At 43.2% G+C, this 14,188-nt stretch carries 11 protein-coding genes; 5 read left to right on the forward strand and 6 right to left on the reverse strand.

Annotated features, from left to right (window positions below; all coding sequences use genetic code 11):
• Positions 1-37: 37 nt before the first annotated feature.
• Positions 38-211, reverse strand: coding sequence for a 50S ribosomal protein L32 (gene rpmF / locus H6G92_RS07960; RefSeq protein WP_190892708.1), 174 nt, complete (start codon positions 209-211; stop codon positions 38-40).
• A gap of 215 nt (positions 212-426) precedes the next feature.
• Positions 427-918 (reverse strand): hypothetical protein, encoded by a 492-nt coding sequence (locus H6G92_RS07965; protein WP_190892583.1) that lies wholly within the window; start codon positions 916-918, stop codon positions 427-429.
• 199 nt (positions 919-1,117) lie between these two features.
• Here H6G92_RS07965 and H6G92_RS07970 point away from each other — a divergent pair, with 199 nt between their 5' ends.
• Positions 1,118-2,998 (forward strand): caspase family protein, encoded by a 1,881-nt coding sequence (locus H6G92_RS07970; protein WP_190892585.1) that lies wholly within the window; start codon positions 1,118-1,120, stop codon positions 2,996-2,998.
• A gap of 70 nt (positions 2,999-3,068) precedes the next feature.
• On the opposite strand, the gene H6G92_RS07975 is transcribed toward H6G92_RS07970, so the two are convergent.
• The gene (locus H6G92_RS07975; RefSeq protein ID WP_190892586.1) at positions 3,069-3,446 is read right to left on the reverse strand and encodes a Mo-dependent nitrogenase C-terminal domain-containing protein; all 378 of its coding nucleotides are present in this window, start codon (positions 3,444-3,446) and stop codon (positions 3,069-3,071) included.
• A 527-nt stretch (positions 3,447-3,973) separates the two neighbouring features.
• Between H6G92_RS07975 and H6G92_RS07980 the strand changes: the two genes are divergently transcribed.
• Positions 3,974-5,170, forward strand: a complete 1,197-nt coding sequence (locus tag H6G92_RS07980) for an anion transporter (protein ID WP_190892587.1) — start codon at positions 3,974-3,976, stop codon at positions 5,168-5,170.
• Between the two features lie 105 nt (positions 5,171-5,275).
• Here the strand turns inward: H6G92_RS07980 and H6G92_RS07985 are convergent, their stop codons facing one another.
• From H6G92_RS07985 to H6G92_RS07995, 3 genes are all read right to left on the reverse strand, one after another.
• Complete coding sequence (locus tag H6G92_RS07985; RefSeq protein ID WP_190892588.1) at positions 5,276-7,048, reverse strand: ribonuclease J; 1,773 nt, start codon at positions 7,046-7,048, stop codon at positions 5,276-5,278.
• A gap of 278 nt (positions 7,049-7,326) precedes the next feature.
• Complete coding sequence (gene dapA / locus H6G92_RS07990; RefSeq protein WP_190892589.1) at positions 7,327-8,211, reverse strand: 4-hydroxy-tetrahydrodipicolinate synthase; 885 nt, start codon at positions 8,209-8,211, stop codon at positions 7,327-7,329.
• A gap of 133 nt (positions 8,212-8,344) precedes the next feature.
• Positions 8,345-9,388: an aspartate-semialdehyde dehydrogenase gene (locus H6G92_RS07995; RefSeq protein ID WP_190892598.1), complete on the reverse strand. Its 1,044-nt coding sequence runs from the start codon at positions 9,386-9,388 to the stop codon at positions 8,345-8,347.
• 892 nt (positions 9,389-10,280) lie between these two features.
• Between H6G92_RS07995 and tig the strand changes: the two genes are divergently transcribed.
• From tig to clpX, 3 genes are all read left to right on the forward strand, one after another.
• Entirely contained in the window at positions 10,281-11,714 is a 1,434-nt protein-coding gene (tig, locus tag H6G92_RS08000; protein WP_190892600.1) for a trigger factor, read from the forward strand.
• A 351-nt stretch (positions 11,715-12,065) separates the two neighbouring features.
• Complete coding sequence (gene clpP / locus H6G92_RS08005) at positions 12,066-12,764, forward strand: ATP-dependent Clp endopeptidase proteolytic subunit ClpP (RefSeq protein WP_190892602.1); 699 nt, start codon at positions 12,066-12,068, stop codon at positions 12,762-12,764.
• Positions 12,765-12,773: 9 nt separating this feature from the next.
• Positions 12,774-14,114: an ATP-dependent protease ATP-binding subunit ClpX gene (clpX, locus tag H6G92_RS08010; protein WP_190892604.1), complete on the forward strand. Its 1,341-nt coding sequence runs from the start codon at positions 12,774-12,776 to the stop codon at positions 14,112-14,114.
• Positions 14,115-14,188 lie beyond the last annotated feature (74 nt).

Below are 14,188 nucleotides of genomic sequence, written 5' to 3' on the forward strand. Positions count from 1 at the left end.
TCTATCGGTGCTGTTCATGCTTTTCCTGACTGGGAAATTATGATTCTTCTTCCTCTTCTTCAGCAGTTGGATATACAAATGTAGAACGTCCAGTCAAAATCGACTTGCCCAAAGAGAGAGCTTTCTGAGCTTCGATGACGGCTTTGTGCCTCCAGGTAGCTCGACGTTTATCTCGTTTTGATTTGGAAGTTTTCTTCTTAGGAACAGCCATGTCAGCAGATATCGCGATTCTTGACAACCTTCTTATTCTAGGCCATCCACTGACACCAAGGACAACAGTTGAGTCAGAATTGATAGGTTGAGACTGAAGTATGACACGGGGACACGGGGACAAAGGGAATTCTAAGAGTGACCTCTTTGCGTTCCCCGAAGTTAAGAGCCAAGGCTTCCTCGGCTCTGACTTCTGTCTGTGTATAGCTCAACGCGTCATTTTTGGGTTGACATACCGCTAGCTGCTGGAACTGTATTAGAGCTATTTTCAAAGAAAAGTAGCGATCGCGCAGTTTTGAAGTAAGTTGCCCAATTTTGAGCATCAGGACGCGATCGCCATTGTGGACGACTGACTTCTAATGTCAGAACTGGTGCGATCGCTCCATAATTTTGTACGGACACAATGATTGAAACATCTGTCACTAAGATATCTTGGTCGAAGCTCCTTTGAGCAGCTGCCCTCGCGGCTGCTTCTGCCCTCCTGAGAATGGTTTCGTAGTTTTCTTCTGGCAGGCGGTCAATAGCTAGATCAACTCTAGCGGTGTAAGCCCGCACAACCTGAGGTGCGATCGCTTCCGTCAAAAACCACGCAGGAACAGTAGATATGAGCAAAACTACTAAAGGAACTATCCGGATTCTTCTGGCAATTTGGCTAATAACTGAAAAGGGAGTGATCGATGATGGTAGGTGAGCAGAAATTTTGCTCATGACCTTCTATCTCCTTATTGATGATCTGTTATTGAAATTAGGTGAAAGTATTTTCCGGTCAACTAACGTAGTAAAAATTACATTCTAACTTAAGATTCGATCAGAATCACCTAGACTATAAGACATAGGTTAGCTTTGTTTTTTTGGCAAAGCCAACCGCAATTTTAAGACCAGCAAACAATAACTGACAAAGAGCGGGATGGCAAATTACTGGGCGATCGCGATTGGCATCAATCAATATCAGTTATTTCAACCTTTAAGTTGTGCCCAAGCAGATGCTGAGGCACTGGAGGATTTTTTGGTGACAGAGGCAGGTTTTCTCCCCAAACACTGTCTAGTCATGACAGATACCTCGCCACCGATTGGGGATAGATCAACTTATCCGACTAAAGAGAATATTTTGCTGCTGCTTGAGGATTTGGCAGCGACAAGTTGGCAACCAGAAGATTATCTGTGGTTATTTTTTAGCGGTTATGGGGTCAACTACAAAGGCAAAGATTACTTAATGCCAGCGGAAGGCAACCCCGAACTAGTGCAAGAGACTGGCATAGAATTGCGATCGCTAATGCAAAGCCTACAACTTGCTGACCTAAATGTATTGCTACTACTCGATATCAACCGCGCTTTTGGCACCCAAGCGGATGCTCCCGTTGGCGAAGAAACAATAGAATTAGCCCAAGAACTACAACTAGCTACAATTCTTTCTTGCCAACCAGAGCAATTTTCCCATGAAAGTAGCGAATTAGGTCACGGATTCTTTACAGCAGCTTTGTTAGAAGCTTTGCGTTCTGGTAATGGCAGCAACTTGGCAGATTTAGAAAGCTACCTGAGTCTGCTCATGCCAAAATTATGCCACCATCACTGGCGTCCTGTTCAAAACCCTGCCACTATCATCCCATCAAGATCGCAGATAATCTTGCCACAATTGGCAATGGAAAGTGACTTTCAATCAGAACCGGTGATTTATCCCGAAGAATCTTTTGCTATTGCCCGTGCCGCTCCTACCCTCGACGATTACCCTAGAACCTCAGCAGAACGGGGTAGATGGGGAGAAGCTACTGTGAACTCCTCCCAACAGGTGAAGGCTTACAAGATCGAGAAGCCTAAAGGTCAACCAGTCCGGGAGTCAGCTACTAGCTTAGTTTCCCAGCCAATGGCGGAAACTTCTTTAGGAGTGAATCCGAGGGGAAGATTTATCCCCAATTCCTCGAAAGGTTACGTCTCTCGATTGCCATCAAATCAACCAAGCATCCCTTTTTGGAAACAGTTTATCTTATGGGGCGGAGGCAGCTTGCTGGTAGCAGGTTTAATTGCTGTAGTTTTTCTCCGTAATCAAGAAACTTTTAGAATTAAGCAAATATCAAGCACATTACCCAATGCTACTGCTAGCGATCGCCAGGTTATCGAGAATTTACCAAGCGATCTTACTCCACCAGTTAGACTTAAAAACCAATCTAGTGCCCAAATCACTTCTAGTTCCGAGTCGAAAAAGCGGAATCAAGCAGTATTAGACTTGGCGAAAATGTCGCTCAGACAAACCCAGGCTAGCGATTTGAGCATGGCGATCGCTACAGCCCGGAAAATTAAACCCGGTGAACCACTCTACGATCAAGCTCAAGAGAATATTAAGATTTGGAGCCAGATGATTTTAGATTTAGCAGAGGGACGTGCTAAACAAAGACAGTATGCTAGCGCTATTGCTGCTGCTCGATTAATCACCAAAGATGAAGCTCCTTATGCAAAAGCACAAGCAGCAATTAACCTGTGGCGGTTAGAGGGCAAACAGTATGTAAGTAACAAAACTCTTTTAGATGCAGCTAATGCCTTAATTAAGCCTGGACAGGCATCTACCTACAATCGTGCGATCGAAGTTGCCAAGAAAGTACCAGCAGGTCAACCGGGCTTTGATACTGCCCAAAAATCGATCAATAAGTGGAGTGAGAAAATTTTAGACTTGGCCAAGCGTCGCGCCACCGAAGGAGAACGTAATGCCGCAATTGCGACCGCTGCTTTAGTGCCAGAGGAGACAGCCGCTTACGAAGATGCTCAGGATGCTATCCAAAAATGGCAAAAAAAATAGTTAGCAGTTAGGAGTTAAGAGTTTTAATTCCTTACTCATCACTCCTAACTCGTAACTTTTGTCTCAGTACTTAGCAGTACTGCGAGACATCTTCGCCACATTCGTCGGCTAGATAGCACAGTGCTCGAAAACGTAAACCAACCACTTCCTCATATAAGGGGTTGAGCTTGCACATGGGCGGAATGTGAAACAAGGTTTTCCCAAATAATTTGAGATCGCGCTCAAAGGGACACTGAGATGGAATCAGTTTGCACAAGCGATGAGCTAGTTGGCGATCGCGGACTTGAATGCTTTCTACCCGTTGCCGTAGGGGTTGGAGAATATCCCAGTAAGGCTTGGAAGCAGAACGGTTTAGCTGGGTTACTTTATGGTCACTAGTCTCTGCTTGATTGATTGATACCCAGCTTGCCAGAAAAATCTTTTTTGTGGTATTGTCGAATACCTTCATGGTTAATCCTCTGTGTTATTGAGGCTATTCACCTTTTTGATGAATATATACAACGTGGCAACGAACTTTCCCGGAAAAATCGCGTTCTGACTGCGATATAATGTAATACCTGATTAGCCACTTAAGTCAGAACCTAATTTATTACTACGTCAAGTTAATCGCAATTTTTTGGGGATCGGTAGTGTAATATTACGATCTTGTTCATAACTTGACACAGTTTAAATTTTAATAAAGACATCCATCATTGGATAGGTTTTAGTGTAACATTTACAATCCTTAATATAAGGTCTTTCTAAAAGTATTTTTGCTAAGTATAAATATCAGTAATAGCCTAGTAGGCGTCTTTCCTCTCCGCATTCCCACTTCCCCACGTCAGAGCGTCCTGTTAATTGCTGGCTCAATGTCGTACAAATAGAGATAAGTCTATAGACGCGGCAGCGGCTTAAAGCCAGGTGGGTTGGCTTCCTCAGTAGATACAGAGGGGCTAATCATGAAACATCGGTCGTCGCAAAGTCTCGGTAAAGAAAGTGATTTTTCTCCAATTTGCAATCTATAGCGTCTTAGGGCTAACTTATCTGGGGCTAGCATTGGGCTACATCCCTGGTTTACGCATGAACCGCGCCACTATTGCTTTGGTCGGTTCTGCCTTTTTAATTGCTTTAGGTGTTCTGAATTTACAAGAGGCATGGCAGGCTATTGATGCCAATACCATCGTATTTCTCTTGAGCATGATGGTAGTTAACGCTAACCTATCCTATGCAGGGTTTTTTAAAAGATCAATCTCGGTGATATTGAGTATCACTCGCAGTCCTCTAGGGTTGTTAATTGCTTTAACTTTTGGCAGTGGTATTCTCTCCGCCTTTTTTCTCAACGACACTCTGGCGTTGATTTTTACACCCTTAACCTTGAGCCTGACTCTAGCTTTGGGTTTAAATCCGATTCCTTATTTACTAGCGATCGCAGGTGCAACTAATATCGGATCGGTAGCAACTTTGAGCGGTAATCCTCAAAATATCCTGATTGGCTCCTTTTCAGGCATCTCCTATCTAGAATTTCTGCGTGTATTGGCCCCAGTTGCCCTAGCAGGCTTGGTAATTCAGGTGATATTACTGTGGCTACTTTACCCAAATGTGCGCTCACTTAAACCTTGCCAACTATTACCTGTTGGCAACCAACGAATTTTTAAACCCTTATTTAATAAAACATTAGTCATCACAACTGGGCTGCTAATTGCATTTACTATCGGCTTACCCTTAGCGCAGTCTGCTTTAGTTGCTGCTAGTTTATTGCTAATCACTCGGCGGGTTAAACCCCAGCGCATTTTGCAAAAGGTGGATTGGAACCTGCTGGTAATGTTTTCTGGATTATTTATCCTGACGCGAGTCACGCAAAAGCTGAATTTGCTTCAGCCATTTACCCATGCAATCAACTCTACTGCGAGTTTTTTGGGTGTAACTGTTGTCTTATCTAACTTAATTTCTAATGTGCCTGCTGTACTTCTGCTGCATCCCCTGGTTCCTCCAGGTGACACTAAGTATTGGCTTTTGTTGGCAGCCGGATCAACTTTGGCTGGTAATTTGACTTTGTTTGGTTCAGTTGCCAACTTGATAGTTGTGGAAGCTGCTACTGATTTAGGTTACAAGCTAACTTTTTGGGAACATCTAAGGTTTGGAGCGCCTTTAACAGTGTGTACTTTATTTCTAGTATACTTCTGGGTTCATTGAGGGCGCTAAAGCAAATGATTTTTCTCTCAATCTCATGCCAAAACGCAAAGACATTAGAAAAACTCTACGTCTTTGCGCCTCTGCATGAGATTTTATCTTAAATCTCTATGATGCTACCTGAGCAGCAGTCCGAGTCCGCCGTCTTCTGCCATCGGCAACTTTCACGGGTGGCTCATCAGGAATTTGCATCAACAAAGTTACAGATGGCTGACATTGCAATTCCCGCCGGATGGAACGTTGCAATTCTCGTTCTAAAGTACCTTGCAATCCACCCCAGTCTATATCTGCTGCTTCCCCTTCCGCAGGAGCAAATTCTGTCCAGCGCACAGTAAGGATTTCTTCAATCCGTTGTTTTACCCAGGTTTGTACCAGCGATCGCTCTACACTGGTAACTACACCCCGTAGGTGAATTTCTGGTTTTGCCAACAGTTTACCATTCCAATCAATGGCAGCTGCGATCGTAATAATGCCTTCTGAAGCCATGCGTTGCCGTTCTTGTAAAACTTTGGCACTTACCATGCCCGAACTCGTAGTATCCACCAATTCGATACCAGATGGCACTTTACCAGCAACGCGAATAGCATCTTCAGTCAGTTCGACAATATCACCATTCTGAATGATGATCATGTTTTCTGCGGGAATGCCCATACTCTGAGCCGTTTCTGCGTGCTTCACTAGCATCCGATGTTCGCCGTGAAATGGCACAAAGAATTTGGGTCGAGTTAAGGCAATCATCAGCTTTTGCTCTTCCTGACAGCCGTGACCGGAGACGTGAATCCCTTTATCCCGACCATAGACCACTTTTGCACCTTGAATCATCAATTTATCAATGGTGTTGACTACTGCGATCGTATTTCCGGGAATTGGGTTAGCAGAGAATACTACTGTATCTCCTTGACGGATTTTGATGTGAGGATGTTCTTTGTTGGCAATGCGGGTCATTGCTGCCATCGTTTCACCCTGAGAACCTGTAGTTAAAATCAGTACTCTTTCATCAGGTAGATTGCGGACTGCGTGCAATGGTTGCAGCAGATTATCTTCACACTTGATGTAACCTAGATTGCGGGCATGAGCAATCAAGTTCAGCATCGAACGCCCCACAATCGTCACTACACGGTTTTGCTTCTTGGCGATATCCAAAATCATGTTGATGCGATGGACGCTAGAAGCAAAGGTAGTGACAAATAATCGCCCAGTGGCTTGACTAAATACTCTTTCAAGATTCGGATAAACGGATCGTTCTGAAGGTGTAAATCCTGGTACCTCAGCATTAGTGGAATCACTTAGCAGACAAAGAACGCCTTTTTCACCATGTTCTGCTAACCGTTGCAAGTCAAACTTTTCACCATCCACTGGGGTGTGGTCAATTTTAAAATCCCCTGTGTGAATGACTACACCAAGGGGAGTATGAATGGCAACAGTGAAACTATCAGCAATGGAGTGGGTGTTGCGGATATATTCAACTAAAAAGTTTTTGCCAATCCGCACCACATCACGTGGTAGAACTGTTCTGATTTCTGTGCGATCGCGGACTCCTGCTTCTTCTAATTTACCCTCTAGCATTGCCATTGCTAGTCTGGGCCCATAAATCACTGGGATATCAAATTGCTTGAGATGAAAAGCAATTCCGCCGATATGGTCTTCATGACCGTGAGTAACGATCATCCCTTTAATTTTATGGCGATTTTCCCGCAGATAGGTCGTATCTGGCAGAACAATATTTACTCCATGCATCGCCTCTGTGGGAAAAGCCAATCCTGCATCTAGCAGGATAATTTCATCGTCATACTCAAAAAGACAAGTATTTTTCCCAATTTCGTGCAAACCGCCCAAAGGAATAATTTTCAAGGCGGAATTATTAGCTTCGTTTTTAGCCATTTTCTCCTTAGATCGTTACTTGTGGTTAATTAAGTTGATAGTTGACGAACTTGTATTTAAGACAACATCATTTGTCTCTTAATTCAGTCCCAAAGCAATCAATTTTTAATTGAAGATTTCAATTTTTATTCAATAAAATCGACTGTACACTGAAGAATTTATAGTATGTCTATCAGTCCTAGCACAGATTTTTAAATTGCAACTTATGAACAATTATTACCATTGTTTATATGTATCTTTAGAAAGCAGTAGCTTACCAAAGCTTAACCAGATGGTGGCTAGATTAAACTAAGTTCTTTCAGAACCGCTTCTAACTTTTGACTTACTTCTAAATCAGCTTCACATAGCGGTGGACGAGTTGAACCAACCTCCCAACCTTGAAGCTTCAGTGCTTTTTTCACTGGAATGGGATTTGAAGTGAGAAATAAAGCTTTAAACAACGGGAAGAGTTGTAGATGAATCTCACTGGCTACTTCAATTTTTCCCGCACTAAAAGCTTGGATCATTTGCTGTAGTTGGTTTCCTACCAAATGAGAAGCCACACTTACAACACCCTTTGCCCCGATCGCTAACAAGGGCAAAGTCATGTAATCATCACCAGAGTAGATGTCGAATTCTTTTGGTGTCAAGCGACGAATTTCGCTTGCCTGATCTATACTACCAGTGGATTCTTTAATCCCGACAATATTGCTAACCTCAGCTAACCGGGCAACTGTTTCTGGCTGAAGGTTTTGTCCGGTACGACCAGGGACATTGTATAACAACAAAGGTAAGTCGGGACAGGCTTGTGCTATGGCCTGAAAGTGCGCTTCCAATCCCGCTTGTGGCGGTTTGTTGTAATAAGGAACAACTTGTAAGGAACCATGTACTCCTATTTTAGACGCTTTTTGGGTAGCTGCGATCGCTTCTTTGGTCGAATTTGAACCACAACCTGCAATCACCTTGGCTTTGCCTGCCACGGACTGCAATACCTCGACAAACAATTGGTATTCTTCATCCCAACTCAAAGTAGGGGATTCTCCTGTTGTGCCGCATACCACCAGTGTATCTGTACCGTTGTTAGCTAGATGCGCTGCCAGTTCTGCTGCTACATCATAATTGACACTACCATCTGCTTTAAACGGCGTAATCATAGCGGTTAAAACATTGCCAAAATCTCCCACCCTGTTTTCACTCCTGATTACCCATGTTTTTGTATCTTGGTGGTTTTCTATTGTAATAACCTATCTGCAAATTGCTTTCAACAGTGATTTGCACATTTGGTCTTTTTCATTAGTTGTTTAATTTTACTAATAATTAGCTTGAAACATAAGCCTTAGCAGATTGGAGCAGATTTTTCTCTACTAGCAACTCGGCGATTTGTATTGCATTCAATGCTGCACCTTTGCGGATTTGATCACCGCACAACCATAATTCCAAGCCACAGGGATGAGAAATATCTTGACGAATTCTTCCCACTAAAACTTCATCTCTACCAGTTGCTTCAATTGGCATTGGAAAATGATTTGTTTCCCAATCTTCTACCAATTTCACTCCAGGGGAGGAATTTAAAATTTTTCTGGCTTCCTCTGCACTAAAGGGAGTCTCAAATTCTAAATTAATGGCTTCTGAATGGGCGCGGAGTACGGGAACCCGTATACAGGTTGCAGTGATTCTGATTTGCTGCGTACCAAATATTTTTCGGGTTTCGTTGACCATTTTCATTTCTTCCTCACAATAACCCAAATCGTTTAATGGTGAGTTATGCGGGAATAAATTAAATGCCAGTGGGTAAGGCAATACCTCTGCGACTGGCGGCTGTCCTTGTAGTATAGCGCTTGTTTGGCTTTTTACTTCTGCCATTGCTCTGGCACCAGCACCACTAGCAGATTGGTAGGTTGAGGCTACGATGCGTTGTACTGGTTTAACTTTATGCAATGGCCATACTGCCAAAGTCATTAAAATTGTTGTACAGTTGGGATTTGCAATAATACCTTGGTGATTAGCTGCGGCTTGTGGATTCACCTCTGGTACTACTAAGGGTACTTCCGGGTTCATCCGAAAGGCACTGGAGTTGTCAATTACCACGGCGCCCTTTTCTACAGCAATTGCTGCCCAAGTTTTGGATGTGGAACCACCTGCACTAGCTAGTACTATATCTACATTTTCAAAGGCGCGATCGCTCACTGGCTCTACTGGTATATTTTCACCTTTAAACTGTAGTGATCGCCCAAGACTCCGCTCTGATGCCAATAACTTTAATTCAGCAATCGGGAAATTACGGCTTTCTAATAATTCCAGCAACTCTGTGCCAACTGCACCTGTTGCTCCTAAAATAGCTAAACGATAGGATTTCGACAAACTTGCTTCCTCCTTTAAGAGATTTTCCTACAATTTTTTAGAACAATTGACAATTTGCTTATATTTAAATAGCGATCAGTGATCGCAGTCTTGAAATAAATTTTGAATAGATTTTTCTCTAATTTAGTCTATCTTTATAGATTGATTTAATAAATTTATTTGCTTGGTTATTTAATACATTCATTAATTAATGTTGCATTTTACAACAACCGCAGTCCCATTTTTTCATTTATCTAAACTAGGTTATTGTATTATACAACAAACCGTCATTTAGCAGGAAACATAGACAATATCTGCACTTAGGCGTTTTCTCTGCAAGGTAAATAAAGGTCTTGCCTGTAAAGTGGGTTGCCAGGATGATGAATGTATTATGATGCAAATGTTATAAAATCGGCAAACCATCACATCGAGCTATGCGGCTAGGCAGCAGATTTAATCTTGTACCACAAGATAGCTAGACTCAATGCTATAACTTTGAGGTACTAACTACTGGCTGAAAACCAGGATATCACGGTGTTAGCCCACTGAAGAATTAATTCCTGAGTTTTCAGTGCTAAATTCAGACTAACTGAAGATTACAGACTGTGGGAATAAGGATTAAACTCTTGCTAATCCACAAGGATTCAGCACTTATTACAAATATTAGGCAAGAAACCCCAGACGCTCTTAGCCCTGGAAGTGTCAATAATTGTTATGACGGTAAATTGTCAAGTCCTTGGCCATTGGCAGTAAACTGGATCTCTGTGCCAGGACACACCATCCATCCTTGGATGTCATGAAGCCTTGTGACAACCTCCCATCCTCCCTAAGAGACATCAAGCCATAAACGCGAACAATTATTGCGTCTTGTGTGTACTCGGAGATTAAAATACCAGAAAACTAGAGACGAAGCATGAAAGTTACCCAGGAAAAACTTCCCGCCAGCCAAATTGGTCTGGAAATAGAGATTACGCCAGAAATTACCAAGCAAACTTACGAACAGGTCATTAAAAACTTAGCGAGTACTGCCAATATTCCTGGGTTTCGTAAAGGCAAGGTACCTCGGCCGATATTGCTGCAACGGCTGGGTACAACTCGTATAAAAGCAGCAGCACTGGAAGAACTAATTCAAGACGGCATTGAGCAAGCAGTTAAACAAGAAGCTATCCCGGCAATAGGTCAGCCGCAATTACGCTCTTCCTTTGAGGATTTGATTACGAATTATGAACCAGGAAAACCCCTGACGATTTCAGCCGCTGTCGATGTAGAACCAGAAGTGAATCTAGTTCAGTACACTGATTTGCAAGCTAAAGCTGAAGAAGTCAAGTACGAGCCAGAACGAGTGGACGCTACCCTCGACAAGGAACGTCAAGAATTGGCGACATTGATTCCTGTAGAAGGACGTTCAGCCCAAATCGGTGATATTGCCGTAGTAGATTTTAAAGGTTCATTCGCCAGAGTTGAGGGCGAAGACGAAACAGCTGAACTAGAACCGATTCCTGGAGCCGAAGCAACTGATTTTCAAGTTGAGTTGCAGGAAGATAAGTTTATTCCAGGGTTTATTTCTGGAATCGTGGGGATGAATCCTGAAGAAACTAAAGAAATTGCAGCACAGTTCCCAGATCCTTATGCTAATGAAGATTTAGCTGGAAAAGCGGCAACTTTCACAGTGACGCTCAAAGAATTGAAGGAAAAGGAACTACCAGAAGTAAATGACGATTTCGCCCAAGAAATCAGCGATTTTGAAACCTTAGAGGAGTTACGCGCTTCTTTGGTAGAGCGATATCAGAAAGAGGCGGATGACAAAACAAAAGCAAATAAACAGGAAGCGTTGTTAACGGAACTGCTCAAGCACGTAGAAGTTGACTTACCAGCAACCTTGATTGAGCAAGAAGTGGATGCAATGCTAACGCAAACAGCAATGCGGCTGTCTCAGCAGGGATTAGATGTAAGAAAGTTGTTTACTCAAGATATTATTCCGCAATTGCGGGAGCGATCGCGTACTGAGGCTATTGAACGCATCAAACGTTCCTTGTCGTTGCGAGAAGTGGGTAAACGCGAATCTATACAGGTAACACCAGAAGAAATCGCAGCCAGAGTCACAGAACTTTTGGAACAGTACCCAGAGGAGCAAGACGTTGATGAAGATAGACTGCGCTCAATTGTGGAAAACGAACTATTAACCGAAAAAACCATTGATTGGCTATTAGAACATTCCTCAGTTGAACTTGTACCCGAAGGCTCCTTGAGTCCTGCGGAGGAAACAGAAGACGCAGAATCAGATGCTGACGTACCTCAGATAGAGGAAGAAATCAGCGAAACTTCAACAGAAGTCACTGAAGGATAATTAAAAATCCCACAGCCATGAGTTCACCAGTTCTGAGTTAAAGTACTGGTGAAATGGGTAAGTTAAAAGAGATGAGGGAGCAGGGAGCAGGGGAGAAAAACTATTAATTATTGTCCAATGCCCAATGCCCCATAACTCTTAACTCCTGAAAACTCAGGGATGAAGGCAGAATAATTAATGAATTTTAAGCAAATTGTGACACATGTTATCGTCTGAGCTTGATACTGTGTTACACGAGAGGAAATTATATGAGGCATAATGGTTAACACGTAGCTATAAAAATCCCATTCGTCGAAAAGGCAGCATCTGCTGCTGAAACATTTGTCCTAAATTATCGTCAAATTTGCTTGTATGCTTGTATCGCAGTCGGGAAATTACCCCATCAGCAACCAAAGTCGAATAAACATTAACTCCCAGTTGAGCAGCCCTAGCAACATCGTGCCGATGGTGGTGGAACAATCTGGCATGGGAGAAAGGGCTTTCGACATCTACTCCCGCCTGCTGCGAGAGCGGATTATATTTTTGGGAACGCCAATAGATGATTCTGTAGCCAACTCAATTGTGGCTCAGTTGTTATTCCTAGACGCTGAAGACTCAGAAAAAGACATCCAACTGTATGTTAATTCTCCTGGCGGCTCAGTCTACGCAGGGATGGCAATCTATGATACAATACAGCAAATTCGCCCTGATGTTGTTACCATCTGTTTTGGATTAGCCGCGAGCATGGGGGCATTTTTGTTGACAGCAGGGGCTGCCGGTAAGCGAATGTCTCTGCCTGACTCCCGGATTATGATTCACCAACCACTTGGTGGCGCTCAAGGTCAAGCCATTGACATTGAAATTCAAGCCAGAGAAATTCTTTACATTAAGGCTAAATTGAATCAGTTAATGTCTCATCATACTGGTCAACCCTTAGAAAGAATTGAAGCAGATACTGAGCGCGACTTTTTCATGTCGGCAGAAGAGGCGAAGAACTACGGTTTGATTGATCAGGTCATTTCCAGGCAAAATCTTCCCACAGCAGGGGAAAACGTCACCATTCTGAAATAAGAGGCTGGTATGTCTAAGTACGACTCCCATTTAAAATGTTCGTTTTGCGGCAAGTCTCAAGAGCAGGTGCGTAAATTAATCGCGGGGCCGGGAGTCTACATCTGCGATGAATGCGTTGACTTGTGTAATGAAATACTAGACGAGGAGTTACTCGATACCAATGGTGCGGCAGCACAGCCAGCACCAAGAGCAGAACCACCTCAAAAACGGCGTACCCAATCTTCTAGTATTTCGTTTAATCAAATACCCAAGCCAAGAGAGATTAAAAAGTATCTAGACGAACACGTTATTGGTCAAGACGAAGCCAAGAAAGTGCTGTCAGTAGCCGTTTACAATCACTACAAACGGTTGGCAGTGATTCAGTCTAAAGCCAGTGGCAAAGCTGCGGCAGATGATGCTGTAGAATTGCAAAAGTCTAACATCTTGTTAATTGGCCCCACTGGTTGCGGCAAAACTCTCTTAGCGCAAACCCTAGCGAAAATCCTAGATGTACCCTTTGCCGTCGCTGATGCTACGACGCTGACAGAAGCGGGGTATGTGGGAGAAGATGTGGAAAATATCTTGCTGCGACTGTTACAGGTGGCAGATTTAGATATAGAAGAAGCGCAGCGAGGAATTATCTACATTGATGAAATTGACAAAATTGCTCGCAAGAGTGAGAACCCGTCAATTACCCGTGATGTTTCTGGCGAAGGTGTGCAGCAAGCCTTGCTAAAAATGTTAGAGGGAACGATCGCCAATGTACCACCCCAAGGAGGGCGTAAGCATCCCTATCAAGACTGTATCCAGATTGATACAAGTAATATCTTGTTCGTCTGTGGTGGTGCTTTCGTAGGCTTAGAAAAGGTTGTAGATCAGAGAGTTGGTAAAAAAGCAATAGGCTTTGTGCAACCTGGAGAAGGCCAATCGAAGGAAAAACGGGCAGCAGATACTCTTCGGCATCTAGCACCAGATGATCTAGTAAAATTTGGCATGATTCCCGAATTTATTGGGCGCGTGCCAATGGTAGCAGTAGTAGATCCGCTAGATGAAGAAGCGTTGATGGCGATTCTCACCCAACCACGCAGCGCCCTAGTGAAGCAGTACCAAAAACTGCTGAAGATGGATAATGTCCAGTTAGATTTTAAACCAGAAGCTTTACGAGCGATCGCTCAAGAAGCCTATCGGCGTAAAACTGGTGCTAGAGCGCTACGAGGAATTGTCGAAGAACTGATGCTGGATGTAATGTACGAGTTACCGTCCCGTAAGGATGTGACACGTTGTACAGTAACACGGGAGATGGTCGAGAAGCGATCAACTGCCGAACTGATAATACATCCATCTTCACTACCGAAGCCGGAATCAGCCTAATAGTCATTGGTCATTAGTCATTGGTTATTAGTCAAAAACTAAAGACTAATAACCATTTAATAAGGGAAAATGAC

The organism is Nostoc foliaceum FACHB-393, assembly GCF_014698505.1.
In the GTDB taxonomy this organism is placed as follows: domain Bacteria; phylum Cyanobacteriota; class Cyanobacteriia; order Cyanobacteriales; family Nostocaceae; genus Nostoc; species Nostoc foliaceum_A.

Excerpts from the sequence above, each read along its gene's own strand:
- clpX (WP_190892604.1), top strand. The coding sequence starts at position 12,774 with ATGTCTAAGTACGACTCCCATTTAAAATGTTCGTTTTGCGGCAAGTCT.
- clpP (WP_190892602.1), top strand. The coding sequence starts at position 12,066 with ATGCTTGTATCGCAGTCGGGAAATTACCCCATCAGCAACCAAAGTCGA.
- H6G92_RS07975 (WP_190892586.1), bottom strand. The coding sequence starts at position 3,446 with ATGAAGGTATTCGACAATACCACAAAAAAGATTTTTCTGGCAAGCTGG.
- H6G92_RS07965 (WP_190892583.1), bottom strand. The coding sequence starts at position 918 with ATGAGCAAAATTTCTGCTCACCTACCATCATCGATCACTCCCTTTTCA.
- rpmF (WP_190892708.1), bottom strand. The coding sequence starts at position 211 with ATGGCTGTTCCTAAGAAGAAAACTTCCAAATCAAAACGAGATAAACGT.
- H6G92_RS07970 (WP_190892585.1), top strand. The coding sequence starts at position 1,118 with ATGGCAAATTACTGGGCGATCGCGATTGGCATCAATCAATATCAGTTA.
- tig (WP_190892600.1), top strand. The coding sequence starts at position 10,281 with ATGAAAGTTACCCAGGAAAAACTTCCCGCCAGCCAAATTGGTCTGGAA.
- H6G92_RS07985 (WP_190892588.1), bottom strand. The coding sequence starts at position 7,048 with ATGGCTAAAAACGAAGCTAATAATTCCGCCTTGAAAATTATTCCTTTG.